At 67.6% G+C, this 19,259-nt stretch carries 19 protein-coding genes; 13 read left to right on the plus strand and 6 right to left on the minus strand.

The window, feature by feature from the left end; genetic code table 11:
* The first annotated feature begins 15 nt into the window (after window positions 1-15).
* Window positions 16-2,172 carry a hybrid sensor histidine kinase/response regulator gene (locus tag ASC98_RS18865; RefSeq protein WP_056814609.1) on the plus strand — a complete coding sequence of 719 codons (2,157 nt, stop codon included), beginning with the start codon at window positions 16-18 and terminating at the stop codon, window positions 2,170-2,172.
* A 21-nt stretch (window positions 2,173-2,193) separates the two neighbouring features.
* On the opposite strand, the gene ASC98_RS18870 is transcribed toward ASC98_RS18865, so the two are convergent.
* A complete protein-coding gene (locus ASC98_RS18870) occupies window positions 2,194-2,598 on the minus strand; it encodes a hypothetical protein (protein WP_056820319.1) in 405 nt (134 codons plus the stop codon).
* Between the two features lie 225 nt (window positions 2,599-2,823).
* On the opposite strand from ASC98_RS18870, the gene phaR reads away from it, so the two are divergent.
* Genes phaR through ASC98_RS18885 form a run of 3 tightly spaced genes read left to right on the plus strand, consistent with a single transcriptional unit; the run spans window position 2,824 to window position 6,055 of the window.
* Complete coding sequence (gene phaR, locus ASC98_RS18875) at window positions 2,824-3,420, plus strand: polyhydroxyalkanoate synthesis repressor PhaR (protein ID WP_082541676.1); 597 nt, start codon at window positions 2,824-2,826, stop codon at window positions 3,418-3,420.
* Between the two features lie 51 nt (window positions 3,421-3,471).
* Window positions 3,472-4,869 (plus strand): 30S ribosomal protein S12 methylthiotransferase RimO, encoded by a 1,398-nt coding sequence (rimO, locus tag ASC98_RS18880; protein WP_056814616.1) that lies wholly within the window; start codon window positions 3,472-3,474, stop codon window positions 4,867-4,869.
* A gap of 1 nt (window position 4,870) precedes the next feature.
* On the plus strand, window positions 4,871-6,055 hold the full coding sequence (locus tag ASC98_RS18885; RefSeq protein WP_056814619.1) for a PLP-dependent transferase: 1,185 nt from the start codon (window positions 4,871-4,873) through the stop codon (window positions 6,053-6,055).
* A 19-nt stretch (window positions 6,056-6,074) separates the two neighbouring features.
* Here ASC98_RS18885 and smpB read toward each other — a convergent pair whose 3' ends face one another.
* The gene (gene smpB, locus ASC98_RS18890; protein WP_056814622.1) at window positions 6,075-6,536 is read right to left on the minus strand and encodes an SsrA-binding protein SmpB; all 462 of its coding nucleotides are present in this window, start codon (window positions 6,534-6,536) and stop codon (window positions 6,075-6,077) included.
* A gap of 46 nt (window positions 6,537-6,582) precedes the next feature.
* Here smpB and ASC98_RS18895 point away from each other — a divergent pair, with 46 nt between their 5' ends.
* The gene (locus tag ASC98_RS18895; protein WP_056814627.1) at window positions 6,583-7,038 is read left to right on the plus strand and encodes a type II toxin-antitoxin system RatA family toxin; all 456 of its coding nucleotides are present in this window, start codon (window positions 6,583-6,585) and stop codon (window positions 7,036-7,038) included.
* Window positions 7,039-7,057: 19 nt separating this feature from the next.
* A complete protein-coding gene (locus ASC98_RS18900; RefSeq protein WP_056814630.1) occupies window positions 7,058-7,333 on the plus strand; it encodes an RnfH family protein in 276 nt (91 codons plus the stop codon).
* A gap of 19 nt (window positions 7,334-7,352) precedes the next feature.
* Here ASC98_RS18900 and ASC98_RS18905 read toward each other — a convergent pair whose 3' ends face one another.
* Complete coding sequence (locus ASC98_RS18905; RefSeq protein WP_056814633.1) at window positions 7,353-7,877, minus strand: DUF4124 domain-containing protein; 525 nt, start codon at window positions 7,875-7,877, stop codon at window positions 7,353-7,355.
* Window positions 7,878-8,087: 210 nt separating this feature from the next.
* Here ASC98_RS18905 and guaB point away from each other — a divergent pair, with 210 nt between their 5' ends.
* The 4 genes from guaB to ASC98_RS18925 all read left to right on the plus strand — a co-directional run bounded on the left by guaB (window position 8,088) and on the right by ASC98_RS18925 (window position 14,081).
* Window positions 8,088-9,557, plus strand: coding sequence for an IMP dehydrogenase (guaB, locus tag ASC98_RS18910; protein ID WP_056814637.1), 1,470 nt, complete (start codon window positions 8,088-8,090; stop codon window positions 9,555-9,557).
* Window positions 9,558-9,583: 26 nt separating this feature from the next.
* The gene (locus tag ASC98_RS18915) at window positions 9,584-10,867 is read left to right on the plus strand and encodes an MFS transporter (RefSeq protein WP_235581314.1); all 1,284 of its coding nucleotides are present in this window, start codon (window positions 9,584-9,586) and stop codon (window positions 10,865-10,867) included.
* Window positions 10,868-10,890: 23 nt separating this feature from the next.
* On the plus strand, window positions 10,891-12,474 hold the full coding sequence (gene guaA, locus ASC98_RS18920; protein ID WP_056820322.1) for a glutamine-hydrolyzing GMP synthase: 1,584 nt from the start codon (window positions 10,891-10,893) through the stop codon (window positions 12,472-12,474).
* 215 nt (window positions 12,475-12,689) lie between these two features.
* Window positions 12,690-14,081: a site-specific integrase gene (locus tag ASC98_RS18925; protein WP_056814647.1), complete on the plus strand. Its 1,392-nt coding sequence runs from the start codon at window positions 12,690-12,692 to the stop codon at window positions 14,079-14,081.
* Window positions 14,082-14,134: 53 nt separating this feature from the next.
* On the opposite strand, the gene ASC98_RS32380 is transcribed toward ASC98_RS18925, so the two are convergent.
* The gene (locus tag ASC98_RS32380; RefSeq protein ID WP_082541677.1) at window positions 14,135-14,350 is read right to left on the minus strand and encodes an AlpA family phage regulatory protein; all 216 of its coding nucleotides are present in this window, start codon (window positions 14,348-14,350) and stop codon (window positions 14,135-14,137) included.
* The gene (locus ASC98_RS18930; RefSeq protein WP_056814650.1) at window positions 14,247-15,344 is read right to left on the minus strand and encodes a TolC family protein; all 1,098 of its coding nucleotides are present in this window, start codon (window positions 15,342-15,344) and stop codon (window positions 14,247-14,249) included. The genes ASC98_RS32380 and ASC98_RS18930 overlap by 104 nt, the downstream gene beginning before the upstream one ends.
* A 229-nt stretch (window positions 15,345-15,573) precedes the next feature.
* Between ASC98_RS18930 and ASC98_RS18935 the strand changes: the two genes are divergently transcribed.
* The 3 genes from ASC98_RS18935 to ASC98_RS18945 are packed head-to-tail and all read left to right on the plus strand — an operon-like array spanning window position 15,574 to window position 18,079.
* On the plus strand, window positions 15,574-16,419 hold the full coding sequence (locus ASC98_RS18935; RefSeq protein WP_056814653.1) for a DUF6502 family protein: 846 nt from the start codon (window positions 15,574-15,576) through the stop codon (window positions 16,417-16,419).
* Window positions 16,416-17,597 (plus strand): DUF4382 domain-containing protein, encoded by a 1,182-nt coding sequence (locus tag ASC98_RS18940; RefSeq protein ID WP_056814655.1) that lies wholly within the window; start codon window positions 16,416-16,418, stop codon window positions 17,595-17,597. Before ASC98_RS18935 ends, ASC98_RS18940 begins: the two co-directional genes overlap by 4 nt.
* An 11-nt stretch (window positions 17,598-17,608) precedes the next feature.
* Window positions 17,609-18,079, plus strand: coding sequence for a class I SAM-dependent methyltransferase (locus ASC98_RS18945; protein WP_157597745.1), 471 nt, complete (start codon window positions 17,609-17,611; stop codon window positions 18,077-18,079).
* Between the two features lie 54 nt (window positions 18,080-18,133).
* Here ASC98_RS18945 and ASC98_RS18950 read toward each other — a convergent pair whose 3' ends face one another.
* Window positions 18,134-19,186 carry a DMT family transporter gene (locus tag ASC98_RS18950; protein ID WP_056814661.1) on the minus strand — a complete coding sequence of 351 codons (1,053 nt, stop codon included), beginning with the start codon at window positions 19,184-19,186 and terminating at the stop codon, window positions 18,134-18,136.
* Window positions 19,187-19,259: the final 73 nt, after the last annotated feature.

Here is a 19,259-nt window from a genome sequence, read left to right on the forward strand (position 1 = left end):
TAACATTCGCGCCGCATGGACGTCCCCCACGAGAGTGCCGAGCCCGGCAACGCATCCCCGTCGACGCTGCCGGAAACGCCGCTGACGCGTTTCCTGCGCGCGGTGCTGTGGGGCGCCGCGATCCTGCCGCTGGCGGGTTTCATCGCCGCCAGCTGGTGGGCCTGGCGGCACGCCGATGACGACGTGCACGACACTCTGGTGCGCACCAGCGATGTCGCGGCGCGGCACGCGTTGCGGGTGTTCGAGTCGTCGCAGCGGGTGGGCGAGAAATCGCTGGCCTTCCTCGGCGTATCCGACGACGAGGTGCGGGCGAACGAAGCCGCGCTGCGCGTGCGCCTGCAAGACATCGTCATCGGCATGACCGGCGTGCGCTCGATCTCGCTGTGGGATGCGCAGGGGCGCCACCTGGTCGGCACCGGCTTCCCGGTCGGGTCGGGCGATGTCTCGATCGCCGACCGCAACTACTTCCAGCAGATGAAGGCCACGCAGGCGCCGCTGGTGATCGGCGACATCGTGCTCGGCCGCGCCTCCGGCATGCCGGCGTTGAGCATCGCGGTGCGCCGCACCTTGCCCGACGGCCGCTTCGGCGGCGCGGTCGTGATCGCGCTGCAGCCGGCGGTGTTCGAGGAGTTCTACCGCTCGATCTCGCTCGAGGAGGCGGGTGTCAGCACCTTCAACCTGTTCAAGGCCGACGGCACGCTGCTGACGCGCTGGCCGGTGCTGCCGGACGGCCGGGCGCGCCTGCCGGACGACAGCCCGGTGCTGGCCGCGGTGCGGCGCGGTGAGCATGCGGGCGTGCTGAGTTTTCGTTCCAGCTTCGACGGCATGCTGCGCACGGTGAGCTTCCAGCAGGTGCACGACCTGCCGGTCTACGTCAGCAGCTCGCTGCGCAACGACGCGGTGCTGGCCGACTGGAAACGCTTCGTGATGCTGCTCGCGGCGATCACGCTGCCGGTGACGATCGGCCTGGTGTCGGTGGCCTGGCTGGCGCTGCGCAAGACGCAGCTCGAACAGCGCATGGCGAACGAGTTCAATGCCGAGGCGCGCAAGCGGGCGCTGGCCGAGAAGGCGCTGCTGCAATCGCAGAAGCTGGAGGCGCTGGCCCAGCTGACCGGCGGCGTCGCGCACGACTTCAACAACCTGCTGGCGATCGTCAACAGCAACCTGCACGTCGTGAAGAAGCTGCGGCCCGATGTGGCCGAGATGAAGCAGATCGGCGCGATCTCGCGCGCGGTCGGCTCGGGCGCGCGGCTGACGCGCCAGCTGCTGTCGTTCTCGCGGCGCCAGGCGCTGAAGCCTGAGCGGGTCGACCTCGCGACCTGGCTGCCGGCGGTGGAGGAGCTGCTGAAGGCGACGCTGGGCAGCAGCGTCGCGCTGTCGCTCGAAGTGGCGCCGGAGGTGCCGCCGATCCGCGTCGATGTCGGCGAACTGGAGCTTGCGCTGATCAACCTCGCGTCGAATGCGCGCGATGCGATGCCGGGCGGTGGCCGCCTGACGATCGAGGCGAGCCGGGAGCCGGTGGGCGACGGCGAGCCGGAACGCGTGCTGATCCGGGCCACCGACACCGGCACCGGCATCGACCCGGCGCTGCTCGGCAAGGTGCTCGAACCCTTCTTCACGACCAAGCCGGCCAGCAAGGGCAGCGGCCTCGGCCTGAGCCAGGTGCATGGCTTCTGCGTGCAGGCGGGCGGCAGCGTCGAGGTGCGCTCCGAGCCGGGGCAGGGCACGTCGATCCTGATGCGGCTGCCGGCGCGGCCCGGTACCCCGTCGGACACGGTGCCGGCGTCGCTGGCCGAGCCGGCGGTCGTCAGCGGCCGGGTGCTGCTGGTCGACGACAACGCCGAAGTCGTCGACGCCACCGCCGAAATGCTGCAGGCCTGCGGGCTGCAGGTGCACAGCGTGCGCTCGGCCATTGCCGCGCTCGATGCGCTTGCCGGCGCGTCGCAGCCGCCCGACCTGGTGTTCTCCGATGTCTCGATGCCCGGCGAGATGGACGGCATCCAGCTCGCCCACGAGATCCGCCGCCGCTGGCCCGCACTGCCGGTCGTCCTGCTGACGGGCTACGCGACGCGCGTGCACGACGCGACCGAAGCGGGCTTTCGCGTGCTCGGCAAGCCGGTCGGCGCGCAGGCGCTGCTCGACGAGTTCATGCGCGCGACGCGCGGCGGCTGAGCACCGCGCATCGCGCCGGCGTCAATGGCGCCGCGCGTCATCCTCCGCGGTTTCGTCTTCGTCCTCTTCGGCGTCGTCGGCGATCCCCTCGACGTCGTCGGAGGCGAACGGCCGGCCCGCCGCATTGGTGTCCCACGTCGGATTCGCCACCAGGTGGTCGGGCAGGATGTCGGCCGCATCGTCGCGACCGTCGCCGGTGGCCGAGCCGCGCTCGCCGGTGCCGCTCGCATCGCTGTCGCTGTCGCTGTCGCGGTTCACCGGCAGCGCGCCGAGTTCGCCCGGGTTGTCGGCATCGGTGGGCATCGTGCGTTCGCCTTGCACGTCGCTGCCGCTGTCGGAACTGTCGCTCGGACCGAGCGCGTCCACGTCGCGCCCGATGGCACGGGGGGCGGCGCGTTCGCCGCCGAGGATGCTGCTGTTCGACATGGGGTCCTTTCGAAGCGGTGGCGCGGGGTGCGCCACCCATGGGTCCAGACTAGGCTGCACACCGCGTGGCGTCTGTAGGGCAGGGCGTGGCGGGCCGTAGGACATGGTCGTGCCTTCGAGCGGGAAAACCCTTCGCGGCCCCCGGCAGCGCGCTCCTAGAATCGTTGTGCACCCGCACAATGACCCATCACGCGACCCCACCGGGTCCCACAAGGAGTTTGCCGAATGGCCCCGACTCGCCGCCCTTCCGCCAAGACGGAAGGCGCCTCTCCCGACGCTGCCGACGAGTCCGCCAAGGCCGCCGGCAAGGGGGCCGGCAGCACGACGCGCGTGCTGAAGAAGTACCCGAACCGCCGCCTCTACGACACGCAGAACAGCAGCTACATCACGCTGGCCGACGTGAAGGCGATGGTGCTGGCCGCGCAGGATTTCGTCGTGCGCGACGCGAAGACCTCCGAAGACCTGACGCGCAGCATCCTGCTGCAGATCATCCTCGAGGAAGAGACCGGCGGCGTGCCGATGTTCTCGTCGCAGATGCTGGCGCAGATCATCCGGTTCTACGGCCACTCGATGCAGGGGATGATGGGCAGCTACCTCGAGAAGAACCTGCAGGCCTTCGCCGACATGCAGGCCCGCGTGGCCGAGCAGTCGAAGGGCCTGAACCCCGAGCTGTGGACGCAGTTCCTGAACGGCCAGGCGCCGGGCATGCAGGGGGTGATGGGCAACTACCTGGAGCAATCGCGCCACATGTTCGAGCAGATGGCCAAGCAAGCCGAGGCCTTGTTCCCGGGAATGCCCGGTTTCGTGCCCCCGAAGCGCTGATTCGAGCCCGTCCGGGCCCGCGGGCCTTCGCCAATCGGCGAAAATCCGCGGATGACACAAGACACCCTGGCGCCAGCCACCCCTTCGGCCGCTGCGTCCCCCAAGATCGGCTTCGTCTCCCTCGGCTGCCCGAAGGCGCTGACCGATTCCGAGCTGATCCTCACGCAACTGCGCGCCGAGGGCTACGACACCTCGAAGACCTTCGCCGGCGCCGACCTGGTGATCGTCAACACCTGCGGCTTCATTGACGACGCCGTCAAGGAAAGCCTGGACACCATCGGCGAGGCGCTGGCCGAGAACGGCAAGGTCATCGTGACCGGCTGCCTGGGTGCCAAGGCCGGCGACGGCGGCGGCAACCTGGTGCGCCAGATGCACCCGAGCGTGCTGGCCGTCACCGGGCCGCATGCCACGAACGAGGTGATGGACGCGGTGCACCTGCACGTGCCGAAGCCGCACGACCCGTTCATCGACCTGGTGCCGGCGCAAGGCATCAAGCTGACGCCGCGCCACTACGCCTACCTGAAGATCAGCGAAGGCTGCAACCACCGCTGCAGCTTCTGCATCATCCCGAGCATGCGCGGCGACCTGGTCTCGCGCCCGGTCGGCGATGTGCTCGGCGAGGCGCAGCGGCTGTTCGAATCCGGCGTCAAGGAGCTGCTGGTGATCAGCCAGGACACCAGCGCCTATGGCGTCGACGTGAAGTACCGCACCGGCTTCTGGGACGGCAAGCCGGTGCGCACCCGCATGCTCGACTTGTGCGAGAAGCTCGGCGAGCTGGCCGAGCGCCACGGGGCCTGGGTGCGGTTGCATTACGTGTACCCGTATCCGCATGTCGACGAGGTGCTGCCGCTGATGGCCCAGGGCCGCGTGCTGCCCTACCTCGACGTGCCGTTCCAGCATTCGCACCCCGACGTGCTGAAGCGCATGAAGCGCCCGGCCAACGGCGAGAAGAACCTCGACCGCCTGCAGCGCTGGCGCGAGATCTGCCCCGAGCTGGTGGTGCGCAGCACCTTCATCGCCGGCTTCCCGGGCGAGACCGAGTCCGAGTTCGAGCACCTGCTCGACTTCATGCGAGAAGCGCGCATCGACCGCGCCGGCTGCTTCGCCTATTCGCCGGTCGAGGGCGCGACGGCCAATGCGCTGCCCGACGCGGTGCCGGCCGAGCTGCGCGAAGAGCGCCGCGCCCGCTTCATGGCGGTGGCCGAGGAGGTGTCGGCCGCCAAGCTGCGCGAGCGCGTCGGCGCGACGATGCAGGTGCTGGTCGATTCGGCGCCGGCGCTCGGCCGCAAGGGCGGTGTCGGCCGCAGCTATGCCGATGCGCCCGAGATCGATGGCGTCGTGAAGCTGCTGCCGCCCGAGAAGGCGTCGAAGACGCTGAAGGTCGGCGAGTTCACGAAGGCGCGCATCGTCGGCACGCAGGGCCACGACCTCGTCGCGCAACCGATCTGAGATGGCCGGCGACGACAGCAAGCTCGATCAACGCACCGCGCTGATCCACCACCCGTACACGCCGCCGGCCGGCTTCGACGCGGTGGCGCCGGGCGTCCACAAGGCGTCGACGGTGATCTTCCCGAGCACCGCGGCGCTGCATGCACGCACCTGGCGCGAGAAGACCGGCTACACCTATGGCCTGCACGGCACGCCGACCAGCTTCACGCTGGAAGAGCGCATCGCGACGCTCGAAGGCGGGCTGCAGACGCTGTTGGTGCCGAGCGGCCTCGCGGCGATCACGCTGGTCGACCTGGCCTTGCTGAAGACCGGCGACGAGCTGCTGATCCCCGACAACGCCTACGGGCCCAGCAAGGAGCTGGCGCGCAACGAGCTGGCGCGCTGGGGCATTGCGCACCGCTTCTACGATGCGATGGACCCGGCCTCGCTGAAGGCCGCGATCGGCCCGGCGACGAAACTGGTGTGGCTGGAGGCCGCCGGTTCGGTGACGATGGAGTTCCCGGACCTGCCGGCGCTGATCGGCATCGCGCGAGACGCCGGCGTGCCGTGCGCGCTCGACAACACCTGGGGCGCCGGGCTGGCCTTCGATCCGTTCGCGCTCGGCGTCGACATCTCGATCCAGGCGCTGACCAAGTACCCGTCCGGCGGGGCCGACGTGCTGATGGGCTCGGTCACCACCCGCGACGAGCCGCTGCACCTGAAGCTGAAGTTCGCGCACATGCGCATGGGCTGGGGCGTCGGCGCGAACGATGTGGAGTTCGTGCTGCGTGCGCTGCCGTCGCTCGCGCTGCGCTACGACGCGCAGGACCAGGCGAGCCGCACGCTCGCGCGCTGGTGGGCGGCGCGGCCGGAGGTGGCGCAGGTGCTGCACCCGGCGCTGCCGGGGTCGCCCGGGCACGCGGCCTGGCAGGCGCTGTGCACGCGGGCGGCGGGGCTCTTCTCGGTGGTGTTCGACGCGCGGTATTCGATCGCGCAGGTCGAGGCGGTGGCCGATGCGCTGCGGCTGCACAAGATCGGCTATTCGTGGGCCGGGCCGGTCAGCCTGGTGGTGCCGTACGACCTGGCGGCGATCCGCGCGAAGCCGGCCTGGCAGGGCGCCCTGCTGCGCTTCTCGGTGGGGCTGGAGGCGGTCGACGACCTGATCGCCGACTGCGCGCAGGCGCTCGCGGCGCTGAAGACCGACTGACGGACTGGCGAACCGACGCTCAGTCCCTGGGCGACGAGACCTTGTGCCGCATCAGCCGGCCCTTCTCGCGCTCCCAGTCCTTTTCCTTCTCGGCGTGGCGCTTGTCGTGCTCGGCCTTGCCCTTGGCCAGCGCGATCTCGGCCTTCACGAGGCCGCCCTTGTAGTGCAGGTTCAGCGGCACCAGCGTGAAGCCGCGCTGCTCGACCTTGCCGACCAGGCGCTTGATCTCTTCCTTGCGCATCAGCAGCTTCTTCGTGCGGTCGGCCTCGGGGTTCACGTGGGTCGACGCGCTGCGCAGCGCATTGATGCGGCAGCCGATCAGGTAGAGCTCGCCGTCGCGGATCAGCACGTAGCCGTCGGTCAGCTGGACCTGGCCGGCGCGGATCGCCTTGATCTCCCAGCCGTGCAGCACCATGCCGGCCTCGTAGCGTTCCTCGAGGTGGTAGTCGTGATGGGCTCGGCGGTTTTCGGCAATCGACATGGCGTCCAGATGAGGCGCGTGGCGCTCAATACAATCCGGCGATTGTATGAAGCATGTCAAGAAGTCCGTCCTCCTTTGGTATTCGCCGCACGAGATGTATTCGCTCGTGACCGATATTCCGAGCTATCCGCAGTTCCTGCCGTGGTGCGAACGCGCCGAGGTGCTGAGCGAGGACGCCGGCGGCGTGACCGCCCGGCTCCAGCTGTCGTTCGCCGGTGTCGGCCAGGCGTTCACCACCCGCAATGAGCACGTGCCCGACGAAAGCGTCCACATGACGCTGGTCGACGGCCCGTTCTCGACCCTCGACGGCACCTGGCGCTTCCTGCCGCTGGCCGCGCCGGGCCAGAACGGGCAGGCGGCCTGCAAGATCGAGTTCGAGTTGCGCTACGAGTTCGCCAACGGCGCGCTCGAGCTGGTGATCAGCCCGGTGTTCGACCGCATCGCCAACACGCTGGTCGATTCCTTCGTCAAGCGGGCGGAACAGGTGCATGGCGCCCGCTGAACCTGCCGGACCCGCTGCCATGCTCGCGATCGAGGTGGCCTGGAGCCCGCAGGCAGGCGAGGTGAGGGTGGTGCCGCTGCAACTGCCCGCCGGCAGCACGGTGCGCGAGGCGCTGCGGCAGGCCGGGGTGCTGGAAGCGAGTGCGGGGCTGGACCTGACGCAATGCCGCGTCGGCGTGTGGGGGCACCTGCGCGAGCTGTCCGACGGCTTGCGGGACCGCGACCGGGTGGAGGTCTGGCGCGCGCTGCGCGTCGATCCGAAGGAGGCCCGGCGGCAGCGTTCCCGCCGGGGGTGAACCCGAGCTGCAGTCCGCCTTACTTGCAGTCCGACGCGACGATGTCGCGGGTGCGCCTGGTTTCTTCGGCGCGGGCCTTGTCGTCGAGGATCTCGTGCTCGCCGCTGGCCGACGTGCGCGACATGCGGATGCCGTCTTCGAGCGCCTTCAACTGGCCCTTGGCCCGGTTGCAGTTGTCGGCGCGCGCGGCAGCGACCTTGTCCTCTTCGGCCTTGCGCTTGGCCGCTTCGTCCTGCTCGGTCTTGCGGCGCTTGGCTTCGAGGTCCGGATCGACCAGCTTCGGGCCGCTGGCCGCGCCGGAGGCCGGTGCAGCTTCGGCCGGCGCGCCCTGCATCGGCGCGCGGCGGGCGCTGCCGGCCGGGCGCTGCAGGATGTCCGAGTCGGCGACGTTGCCCGGCGGCGGGATGTCGCTGTACTGCACGTGGCCTTTGCCGTCGCGCCACTTCCATTGGGCGAATGCGGCGTTGTGCAGGCCGATCGACAACAGCGCGAGGAGGGCGCAGGCACCGAGCCTGGCGGACGTGCGGGAAGGAAGAAATTGCATGGCCGAAAGTGTAGTTGCCTTGACATGTGTGCAGGCGCGGTGCTCTGTCACCTTTTGTATGGCGACGCCCGGTTGGCCGAAGATGGCCGTGAACTATTACCGCTTTGGCGCGACTCGCTCCGGCCGCCCCGATCGCTCGCGGCGAGACCCGCGCCGTGAACGGTCCGTCTGACATCCGTATAATTCGCTTTTGCGTCAGGAGTTTTTCTCATGCGCCTTCTTGGCAAAGCGCTCACCTTCGACGATGTGTTGTTGGTGCCAGCCTTCTCCCAGGTCCTTCCCCGCGACACCTCGCTCGCGACCCAGCTCTCCCGAAACATCCGCCTGAACCTTCCGCTCGTGTCCGCTGCGATGGACACCGTGACGGAGGCTCGCCTCGCGATCGCGATCGCGCAGGAAGGCGGCATCGGGATCGTCCACAAGAACCTCTCGCCGAAGCAGCAGGCTGCCGAGGTGGCGCGCGTCAAGCGCTACGAGTCGGGCGTGCTGCGCGACCCGATCACCATCTCGCCCGGCGTGCCGGTGCGCGACGTGATCAACCTGTCGCGCCAGCACGGCATCTCGGGCTTCCCGGTGCTCGAAGACGGCAAGGTGGTCGGCATCGTGACCGGCCGCGACCTGCGCTTCGAGACACGCATGGACATCCCGGTGCGCGAGATCATGACCCCGCGCGAGCGCCTGATCACGGTGCGCGACGGTGCCTCGCTCGCCGACGCCAAGGCGCTGATGCACAAGCACAAGCTCGAGCGCGTGGTGGTCGTCAACGACGCCTTCGAGCTGCGCGGCCTGTTCACCGTCAAGGACATCACCAAGCAGACCAACTTCCCGAATGCCGCGCGCGATTCGCACGGCAAGCTGCGCGTCGGCGCGGCGGTGGGCGTCGGCGAAGACACCGACGAGCGCCTCGAGCTGCTGGTGAAGGCCGGCGTCGACGCGGTTGTCGTCGACACCGCGCACGGCCACAGCGCCGGCGTGCTCGACCGGGTGCGCTGGGTCAAGAAGAACTACCCGCAGATCGACGTCATCGGCGGCAACATCGCCACCGGCGCGGCGGCGCTGGCGCTGGTCGAAGCCGGTGCCGACGGCGTCAAGGTCGGCATCGGCCCGGGCTCGATCTGCACCACGCGCATCGTCGCCGGTGTCGGCGTGCCGCAGATCACCGCGATCGACAACGTGGCCACCGCGCTGAAGGGCACCGGCGTTCCGCTGATCGCCGACGGCGGCGTGCGCTACTCGGGCGACATCGCGAAGGCCATCGCGGCCGGCGCCTGCACCGTGATGATGGGCGGCATGTTCGCCGGCACCGAAGAGGCGCCGGGCGAGATCGTGCTGTTCCAGGGCCGCAGCTACAAGAGCTACCGCGGCATGGGCTCGATCGGTGCCATGCAGCAGGGCTCGGCCGACCGCTACTTCCAGGACAACACCGGCGCCAACCCCAACGCCGACAAGCTGGTCCCGGAAGGCATCGAAGGCCGCGTGCCGTACAAGGGCTCGATGGTCAGCATCGTGTTCCAGATGGCCGGCGGCCTGCGCGCCTCGATGGGCTACTGCGGCTGCCCGACGATCGACGACATGCGCGACCGCGCCGAGTTCGTCGAGATCACGTCGGCCGGCATCCGCGAGAGCCACGTGCACGACGTGCAGATCACGAAGGAAGCCCCCAACTACCGCATGGAGTGACGCCCGCACCCCGGGCGCCAGCACCCTTGACGACGAGTCCCACGACTTCGCCTGCGCAGCCGCCCGTCGGCCGCCCGGCGGCGATGCGCTTCATCCTGCTGACGGTGCTGATCGACATGATGGCGATCGGCCTGATCGTGCCGGTGCTGCCGGTGCTGGTCGGCGGCTTCACCGCCAACCCGGCCGAGCAGGCGTTCTGGTACGGCGCGGTCGCGTTCACCTTCGGCTTCGCGAACTTCTTCAGTTCGCCGGTGCTCGGGGCGCTGTCCGACCGCTACGGCCGCCGGCCGGTGCTGCTGCTCGGCTTCTGCGGCTTCGCGTTCAGCTTCTTCGCGACTGCGCTCGCGACGCAGCTGTGGGTGCTGGTCGCGGTGCGGCTGGTCAGCGGCGCGCTGCAGGCCAACGCGGCAGTCGCCAACGCCTACGTGGCCGACATCACGGCGCCGCAAGACCGCGCGAAGCGCTTCGGCCAGCTGGGCGCGATGTTCGGCATCGGCTTCATCCTCGGGCCGGTGATGGGCGGGCTGCTCGGTGCCATCGACATCCACTACCCGTTCTTCGCGGCCGGCACGCTGGCGCTGGTGAACCTGGTCTACGGGTACTTCGTGCTGCCGGAATCGCTGCCGCCGGAGCGCCGCAACAAGGCGTCGATGCGCTCGCTGAACCCGGTGGCCGCGCTGATGCACCTGGGCAGCCTGAAGGGCGTCGGCGGGCTGATCGCGGTGTCGGGCCTGTGCACGCTGGCGCAGTTCGTGTTGCACACCTCGTGGGTGCTGTACACCGGGCTGCGCTTCGACTGGGGCCCGCGCGAGAACGGCTGGTCGCTGTTCACCGTCGGTGTCGCGTCGGCCATCGTGCAGGGCATGCTGCTGCAGCGGCTGCTGAAGCGCTTCGGCGCGACGCGTCTGGCCACCATCGGCCTGGTGTCGAGCACGCTGGCCAACCTGGGCTGGGCGCTCGCGACCGAGGGCTGGATGATGTACGCGGTGATCGGCTTCAACCTGTTCGGCTTCACGGTGGCGGCGGCCATCCAGAGCATCGTTTCGAACGCGGCCGACCAGCGCACGCAAGGCCAGACCATGGGCGCGATGGCCGCGCTGACCAGCCTGACCGCGGTGATCGCACCGGTGATCGGCGCGCCGCTGCTGGGCGTCGTGTCGCACCTGCCGCACAACGACTGGCGCGTCGGTGCGCCGTTCTTCTTCTGCAGCGCGTTGCTGGCCGCGGCCACCGTCGTCGCGATCCGCCATTTCTCTCGCCAGACCCTGTCGACCGCGCCGGCCACCGCCGCGCCGGCCGATGCCACCTGAAGACACCCGACATCCGCTTCACCATGCACGACAAGATCCTCATCCTCGATTTCGGCTCCCAGGTCACGCAGCTGATTGCGCGCCGCGTGCGCGAGGCCCACGTGTACTGCGAGATCCACCCGAACGATGTCAGCGACGCGTTCATCCGCGAGTTCGCGCCGAAGGGCATCATCCTGTCGGGCAGCCACGCCAGCACCTACGAAGAGCACGAGCTGCGCGCGCCGCAGGCGGTGTGGGACCTGGGCGTGCCGGTGCTGGGCATCTGCTACGGCATGTTCACGATGGCGGTGCAGCAGGGCGGCCAGGTCGAGGCCAGCACGCACCGCGAGTTCGGCTATGCCGAGGTGAGGGCGCATGGCCACACCGCACTGCTGAAGGGCATCGAGGACTTCAGCACCCCCGAAGGCCACGGCATGCTGAAGGTGTGGATGAGCCACGGCGACAAGATCACCGCGCTGCCGCCCGGCTTCAAGCTGATGGCGTCGACGCCGAGCTGCCCGATCGCCGGCATGGCCGACGAATCGCGCGGCTACTACGGCGTGCAGTTCCACCCCGAGGTCACGCACACCGTGCAGGGCCGCGAGCTGCTGAACCGCTTCGTGCTCGACATCGCGAAGGCGAAGCAGGACTGGGTGATGGGCGACTACATCACCGAAGCGGTGGCGCGCATCCGCGAGCAGGTCGGCCGCGAAGAGGTGATCCTCGGGCTGTCGGGCGGTGTCGATTCGAGCGTGGCCGCGGCGCTGATCCACCGTGCCATCGGCGACCAGCTGACCTGCGTGTTCGTCGACCACGGCCTGCTGCGGCTCGCCGAAGGCCGCATGGTGATGGAGATGTTTGCCGGCCGGCTGCATGCGAAGGTGATCCATGTCGATGCGAGCGAGCAGTTCCTCGGCCACCTGAAGGGCGTGACCGACCCCGAAGCCAAGCGCAAGATCATCGGCCGTGAGTTCGTCGAGGTGTTCCAGGCCGAGGCGAAGAAGCTGAAGAGCGCCAAGTGGCTGGCGCAGGGCACGATCTACCCCGACGTGATCGAGAGCGGCGGCGCCAAGACGAAGAAGGCGGTGACGATCAAGAGCCACCACAACGTCGGCGGGCTGCCCGAGACGCTGGGGCTGAAGCTGCTGGAGCCGCTGCGCGAGCTGTTTAAGGATGAAGTGCGCGAGCTGGGCGTGGCGCTCGGCCTGCCGCCCGAGATGGTGTACCGCCACCCGTTCCCCGGGCCGGGGCTGGGCGTGCGCATCCTCGGCGAGGTGAAGAAGGAGTTTGCCGACCTGCTGCGCAGGGCGGACGCGATCTTCATCGAAGAGCTGCGCAACGCGCGCGATGCCGAGACCGGCAAGACCTGGTACGAGCTGACGAGCCAGGCCTTCACGGTGTTCCTGCCGGTGAAGAGCGTCGGCGTGATGGGCGACGGCCGCACCTACGACTACGTGGTGGCGCTGCGCGCGGTGCAGACCAGCGACTTCATGACGGCCGACTGGGCCGAGCTGCCGTACAGCCTGCTGAAGAAGGTGTCGGGGCGAATCATCAACGAGGTGCGCGGCATCAACCGGGTGACGTACGACGTGTCGAGCAAGCCGCCGGCGACGATCGAGTGGGAGTGATTCGGGGCGGATTGGTGTGCTCTTGAACTGTTCGCGATTCGTTGGATTTCCTGAGTGATATCAAGGGCTTATGTGCGTTGATCGTTCATCGAAGGCCGGCTTGAGCGGTGCCTTGAAGTCGGTATTGGCGACGGTCTAAAAGTTGGTACTCTGCGCCGCTTGAGAATGTACCGTCAGAGGGGCTGACGGTATCTATCGATGGCACGGAGACCAACATAGCAGCCACCACTGAATCCGCTGCGGGCGGCGCAGCTCGAAGGACAGACCTCACCGATCTCAAGCTCAGAGGGTTGAGGCCGCGCGACAAGACATACAAGGTGACGGACCGAGATGGGATGTACGTCGCCGTCTCCCCTGCCGGCGCACTGTCCTTTCGATACGACTACCGGATGAGCGGTCGACGCGAGACGCTCACGATCGGTCGATACGACCCTGACATCGGCGCGAAGCGCGGTCGCGATCCCGACGACCTCGACTACGGCATGAGCTTGTCACTGGCGGAAGCGCGGCTGTTGCTCGCGCGCGCCAGGCGCCTTGTCGAGCATGGTGAATCACCGTCGCGTGCAAAGGTCGAAAAGCGGACCGAGGCCGCTGACGCGCTCACTTTCGGCGCGTGGGCCGACAAGTACTTCGAGTTCAAGGCCGATCCAAAGAGTGGGGGACTCCAGCTGGCGGATAGCACGCTGACGATGCGAAAGTCCACCTACCGCCGCGCGCTCTCTGAGCCGTTTGGCAAGCAGCTGCTCCATGAGATCTCGCATCAGCGGTTGGCGGCCCTTTGCGACAAGCTGAAGGCTGAGCGAGGACCTGCTGTGGCGGTGCATGCCCGTGAGATCGTCCTTCTCGTCTACCGCTTCGCGATCAGTAAGGGCGCGGATGTCTCCAACCCGGCCGAGAAAATCAGGCCAGGGGACATCGCAACCTTCAAGCCGCGGGATCGTTGTCTTGGTCCGGGAGAGCTGCGCACGTTTTTCAATGCGCTGGATGCCACAGCGACCACACCAACGCTGCGACTTGCAGTCAAGTTCGTGCTCCTCACGATGGTGCGCAAGAGCGAGTTCACGGGTGCCCAATGGAGCGAGATTGACTGGGAGACGGAGACTTGGCTCATCGGCAAGGAGCGCATGAAGGCCGATGTTCCCCATGCGATTCCGCTGTCGCAGCAAGCGCTCGACATCTTGACGACGTTCAAGACCTGTTTCGCGTCCAGCACACACCTGCACCCCGGACGCTATGAGACGGAAGTGCCGATCTCCGATGCGACGCTCAACAGGGTGATCGATGCAACGATCGAGCGGATCAACAAGTCAATGCCTGAAGGGGCTGAGCCCTTCGCGGCATTCTCGGTGCACGACCTGCGGCGGACTGCCTCCTCGCTGCTGAATGAGGCCGGGTTTGACGAGCGGTGGATCGAGATGTCCCTCGCACACAGCCGCAAGAACACGATTGCCGGGGTCTACAACCACGCGCAATATCTCGCGCCGAGGCGTGTGATGCTTCAGTGCTGGGCCGACATGCTCGATGCATGGATCGCTGGCAGGTCTGCCGACGAGATCCGGATCAAAGGCCGGCGTGCAGCGCTCGACGCTGAGTTGGAGATGGCCTGACGGGCCGTATCAAGGCAATCGGGGTGGTGCATTCCCATGCACCACCCCTCTACTCACATGCTCTTGCCGCGGCCCGGCGTGGATCGTCGCAGCGCAACGTTCGGCAGCGGGGCATATGCCGCAGGTGAGGCCAGGCGATCGAGCAACCACTGGTCCACTTCGCTCTCAATCCAAACTGCGCAACGCGGGGTGAGGAGTCGATGTTGAGGGAACTTGCCGGCGGCTTCGAGGTTGTGGAGCGTCGTGCGGCTGAGCCCTGTCTTGCTCATGACCTCGCGCCGTCGGATCGCACGCAGTGGTTGGGACGCGGCCTGCTGCCGCTGCGTGTAGATCGACTGCGCCAATGCGTCCCGGCCAGTGAACGGAGGATGGGCGCTCGTGGTTCTGGGCCAGTGCCTGGTCTTCCATCTCCTCGTCCGGCACCGACAGCGGATCCTTGGCGGACGGCATCTCGTCGGCGAGGAGTTCGACCTCCTGCCCGATCGGCGCGTTGATCAGCGCGGCCAGCTCGAAGCGGGCGGTTGCCAGGTCCTGCTCGATGTATTCGAGCAGACGCATGTTCTCGGTGAGCTGGCGCTGGTAGCGCAGGGTGTCCAGCGGAGAGCGCAGGTTTTCCTGCTGGGCGGCGCGCGAGTCGCTCATCGCCTCGTCAGCGAGCGTCAATGCATCCCGCACGTCCTGGCGCAGCTTCTGCGCGCTTGCGGCACGCCAGTAGGCGCCACGCACATCCTGCACCAGCAGGTGCGTGGCCTTGCGCCGGCGCTCGGCGGCGGCCAGCAGCCGGTCGCCGGCCTGGCGCGCGTTGTACGACGCGAGGCCGTAGTCGAGCAGGCTCCAGCTCAGCGTCAGGGAGCTCAGCGTGTGGTTGCGATCCTGCGAGATCGACGGATTGGCCAGCGACGGAGCACCCGTGACGGAATCGATGCTGTTGGCGACACGGTCCTTGTCGCGCGACGTGTAGCCCGCCGCGGCCACGAGCTTGGGCAGGCGGTCATGTCCGGCCTCCTCGAATTGGCGCAGTGCGAGGGCTTCCTCGAACTGGCGGGCACGGCGGTCCAGGTTGTACTTGAGTGCGCGCGCAATGGCTTCGTCCAGGCCGAGACGGCTGCCCAGGGGTTCGACGTCCTGTCGAATCGCCTGGCGGTCAGCGCGGCTGGTCTGGGCGAGGTCGAGAGGTTCCAGGCGGGCCGGCGGCGTCGAGCAAGCGGACAGGATTCCCAGTTGCAGGAAGAGGGCAGGCAGGATACAGGCGCGGATGTTCATGCAGGATCTGGTGGGCTGGCCCGGGCTGGCAGCCGCCACACACGAACCCGTATCGCATGCAGCGTGCACGGCGCGAAGAACCGCGACGTGCCGATGGGCATATCGGCACTATGTCCCGTGGCCTGGAGGCATGACCCGGCGAGTAGTCGAGACAAAGCGCCGCTTTTCTCTTGCATGACCGCATCGGATTCGATTGACTCATTTGAGATTTGGGATAAAAATCCCAAATATGAACCAGACGATTGCCGTGCAGAACGCGGTCGCCAGCGCCATCACCCGCGTCTTGCGGCCCTTGGTGCGGCTGCTGCTTCGCCATTCGATCCCCTTTGCGGCCTTCCAGGAGCTGGCGAAGCACGTCTACGTCGAGGTGGTACTCCAGGAGTTCGCGCTGCCGGGCAAGAAGGCGTCGATCTCTCGCGCGTCGATCCTGACGGGCCTCTCCCGCAAGGATGTCCAGCGGCTGCTGGAAAGCGACGGCCCGGACAGTGCCGCCACCGCGCAGGAATACAACCGCGCGGCCCGCGTTCTCACAGGGTGGATCCGGGATGCGGAATACCTCGACCGCTCTGGCGAGCCCTTGCCCATCGAATTCGAGGGAGAGCGTAGCTTTGCCACGCTGGTCAAGCGATACAGCGGCGACATGCCGGCCCGCGCCGTGCTCGATGAGCTGCTGCGCGTCGGTGCGATCGGCAGGCGCGAAGACGGGCTCATCGAGCCGTTGCAGCGCGCCTACGTGCCGCAGGCCGGCGTGCTGGAAAAACTGAGCATCCTCGGGCGCGACACGTCCGACCTGATTGACACCATCGACCACAACATCCAGCACGGCTCGACCGACCCGCGGTACCAGCGCAAGGTCATGTACGACGGCATTCCGTCCCGCGACCTGGGGGCGTTCCGCAAGCTCAGTGCGGCGAAGGCGCAAGCCTTGCTCGAGACCTTGGACAGCTGGCTCGCCGCGCACGACGTCGACGATGAGCCCGGGGAACCCTCCGTCCCTCGATCTCGCGTCGGGCTGGGCATCTACTACTTCGAGGAGCCGCTGACGGCTCCCGACACGCAAAGAGGTTCGACATGAAGACACTCAGAATCGCTGGCGCCAGTCTTGTGGCATCTGTCCTGATCGCCGCGGGCTGTGGCGGCAGTGGCGGTGGCATCGGCGGAACGGGACAGGACGAGGGCACGATGCGGGTGTCGATAGGCGATGCACCGGCGTGCGGGTACGACGCGGTGAACGTCACCATAGAGCGGGTTCGGGTGAACAAGAGCGCAACTGCAGGGGATGACGATGCCGGCTGGTCGGAGGTGGTGCTGTCGCCGGCACGCCGCATCGATTTGCTCACGCTGACCAACGGCGTGCTGGAAGACCTTGGGCAGACCTCGTTGCCGGCGGGCAAGTACACCCAGCTTCGGCTGGTGCTGGCGTCGAACGACGCGGCGCTTCCGCTTGCCAATTCGGTGGTGCCGACAGGTGGCCACGAGACCGCGCTCGAGACGCCGAGCGCCCAGCAGACCGGCCTCAAGCTGAACCTCGATGTGGATGTTCCCGCCGGGAAGGTGGTCGACGTCGCCCTCGACTTCGACGCATGCAGGTCCGTCGTTCGACTCGGCAACTCCGGCCGCTACAACCTGAAGCCTGTGTTGTCCGCGACGACGGTGTTGTCGGACGCCGGGCAGCGGGTGGTGGGCTACGTGGACCCGACCATCTCGGTCGCCGGGACGATCGTGTCGCTGCAAAGCGGCGGCACCGTGGTCAAGGCCACCGCGGCGGACACGACCGGAAAGTTCGTGCTGTACCCCGTCCCCACCGGAAGCTACGACCTCGTGGTCAGCACCACGGGACGTGTGACGGCAGTGATGACCGGCGTGCCCGTGAGCACCACGGCATACACCTACGTCGGCAGCGCCAGTGCCCCGCTTGCTCCGCCCGTCTCGACGCCCGCAGACCGGCTCGTGAGCGGAACGGTGACGCCGGCCACGGCCGCCGTTCGCGCGCTCCAGACGCTCGGCGGCAACGTCACCGTCGAGGTGCGCAGCGGCATCGTCGACGGTCTCAACGGTGGCTTCCAACTGCTGTTGCCCAACGGCGCCCCTGTCGTGTCGCCGTATGCCGCAGATCCCCTTTTGCTGAACTTCAAGGCGGACGCAGGAGCGGCAAGCCGTTACGTCGTGGAAGCCACTTCCTCTGGCGTCTCGAAGACACAGGCGGTGGATACGTCCGCACCCGTCGCTGACTTGAACTTCACATTCCCCTGAAGCCTGCAAAGATGTCGAAGCCCAAGACAACCGCCCAGCGATTGCAATCCCGAGCCTTCACGCCGGGGTGGGGTCCACTCTCCACCGCGATGTGGGAAGACGGGAAGGACAGCGACTTCATGAGGTACCGCCCGACCTGCCTCTCCGTGATTGCCATCGGAGGGGAGAACAGGTCGGACCTCGAAGGCCTGCTGATGGAATGCAACGTGGAACTGACGGTCGTGGAAAAGTCAGCCGCAGTCATCGAAGACCTCAAGCAGCGTTTCGGCACGCTTTCCAAGTACGTCGCGTGGAAGGTGGGTGACGTCGTCGACCTCGATCTTCCCGATCACGCCTACGATCTCTGGTTCGATGCGAGGCACTACGGAACGATGCTTTGCGAAACGCAGCGAGCCAAGTATGTGGACAAGATGCGCCGCTGCGTGCGTGCGGGTGGAACGACCATGGTGGCAGGGCATCCAGCCACCTGTCGCGGCAAGTAGACAGGGGGCTGGTCGAGGCGTTGGTATTCGCTGCCGCAGTTCGGAAGCTCGCTATCAATGCCGATGCGCATGGTGCTCGTCGGGGACGTGAGCATGCGTGTGACGAACGGCCACATGGCGATGGACGTGGCTGTGCGAATCGTGCAGCTCGGGATCGTGGCCGTGGTCATGGTGGCCATCGTCGTGCGAGTGCGCGTGCTCGTGCTCAATTTCTTCGTGCTCGTGGACATGCTCATGCCCTTCGACCAGGTGCAGCACGATCCCGGCAATCATGAGCAACGCGCCGCCGAACATCCATGCTGTTGAGCCGCGCTCGCCGAGTGCCGCGGCGACCGCCGCACCCACGAACGGAGCGAACGCGAACACGGAGCCGGTTCTGGCTGCGCCAAATGCGCGTTGCGCCACCAGGTAGAAGCGCAAGCTCAACCCGTAGCCCGTTGCACCGACGCCCAGTAGTGCGGCCGCGGCCCAAAGCTGAGGCAGTGGCTCGCGGAACGCGAGCGCCAGCAGGCTCGTCGCGCACGCGCCCAATGCAGCTTTGACCATCACGACCTGGCCGGGGTCGCGCTCGGCGACGCTGCGCGAAAGCATGTTGTCGACGCCCCAGGCCACCGTCGCGGCCGTGACGGCGAGCAGGCCGATCACCTGCGTTGCACCCGTCTGAGCGCGGTCGAGCACCAGCGCCATGCCGCCGAGCGTCAGCAGCGTCATCGCAAGCATCACGCGTCGATCGAGTGTCTCGCGATACCAGAAGCGGGCGAGAATGGCGGTAAAGACGGCCTCCAACGAGAGCATCAGCGAGGCACTGGTTCCACTTGTTTGCTGCAGGCCCCAGGCCAGCGCCACCGGGCCGATCACCGCGCCGGAAAGCGCCATCAGCACGATCCGCTTCGCGTCGCTCTTCTGAAGCCGCGCTTCCTGCTCTGCGGGTTTGCGGACGAGCGCGCCGACAAGCGCCGCGCCGGCATAGAGCAGCGCCGCAGTCGAGAAGCTGCCCACGCCGGCCCCAAAGCGCTGCACCATCGGCGTGCTGACGCCGAAGAGGAAAGCAGCAGTCAATGCAAAAAGCCCACCACGAAGGGCTGGGAGAGCTGTCGAGTTCGCCATGAGTGGGATGCTACCGAGGACACTGGAGACGTTGCCTCACCATTCCGACGGCCCTAGTGTCGACCCCGGACTG

It is taken from the genome of Rhizobacter sp. Root1238 (assembly GCF_001425825.1).
GTDB lineage: Bacteria > Pseudomonadota > Gammaproteobacteria > Burkholderiales > Burkholderiaceae_C > Rhizobacter.

Bases quoted from the DNA above. Each gene is read 5' to 3' on its own strand.
- guaA (WP_056820322.1), top strand. From the start codon at position 10,891: ATGCACGACAAGATCCTCATCCTCGATTTCGGCTCCCAGGTCACGCAG.
- guaB (WP_056814637.1), top strand. From the start codon at position 8,088: ATGCGCCTTCTTGGCAAAGCGCTCACCTTCGACGATGTGTTGTTGGTG.
- ASC98_RS18935 (WP_056814653.1), top strand. From the start codon at position 15,574: ATGAACCAGACGATTGCCGTGCAGAACGCGGTCGCCAGCGCCATCACC.
- ASC98_RS18930 (WP_056814650.1), bottom strand. From the start codon at position 15,344: ATGAACATCCGCGCCTGTATCCTGCCTGCCCTCTTCCTGCAACTGGGA.
- ASC98_RS18865 (WP_056814609.1), top strand. From the start codon at position 16: ATGGACGTCCCCCACGAGAGTGCCGAGCCCGGCAACGCATCCCCGTCG.
- ASC98_RS18870 (WP_056820319.1), bottom strand. From the start codon at position 2,598: ATGTCGAACAGCAGCATCCTCGGCGGCGAACGCGCCGCCCCCCGTGCC.
- ASC98_RS18945 (WP_157597745.1), top strand. From the start codon at position 17,609: ATGTCGAAGCCCAAGACAACCGCCCAGCGATTGCAATCCCGAGCCTTC.
- ASC98_RS18885 (WP_056814619.1), top strand. From the start codon at position 4,871: ATGGCCGGCGACGACAGCAAGCTCGATCAACGCACCGCGCTGATCCAC.
- ASC98_RS18900 (WP_056814630.1), top strand. From the start codon at position 7,058: ATGCTCGCGATCGAGGTGGCCTGGAGCCCGCAGGCAGGCGAGGTGAGG.
- ASC98_RS32380 (WP_082541677.1), bottom strand. From the start codon at position 14,350: ATGAGCAAGACAGGGCTCAGCCGCACGACGCTCCACAACCTCGAAGCC.
- ASC98_RS18895 (WP_056814627.1), top strand. From the start codon at position 6,583: ATGAAGCATGTCAAGAAGTCCGTCCTCCTTTGGTATTCGCCGCACGAG.
- ASC98_RS18905 (WP_056814633.1), bottom strand. From the start codon at position 7,877: ATGCAATTTCTTCCTTCCCGCACGTCCGCCAGGCTCGGTGCCTGCGCC.
- ASC98_RS18940 (WP_056814655.1), top strand. From the start codon at position 16,416: ATGAAGACACTCAGAATCGCTGGCGCCAGTCTTGTGGCATCTGTCCTG.
- smpB (WP_056814622.1), bottom strand. From the start codon at position 6,536: ATGTCGATTGCCGAAAACCGCCGAGCCCATCACGACTACCACCTCGAG.
- phaR (WP_082541676.1), top strand. From the start codon at position 2,824: ATGGCCCCGACTCGCCGCCCTTCCGCCAAGACGGAAGGCGCCTCTCCC.
- rimO (WP_056814616.1), top strand. From the start codon at position 3,472: ATGACACAAGACACCCTGGCGCCAGCCACCCCTTCGGCCGCTGCGTCC.
- ASC98_RS18950 (WP_056814661.1), bottom strand. From the start codon at position 19,186: ATGGCGAACTCGACAGCTCTCCCAGCCCTTCGTGGTGGGCTTTTTGCA.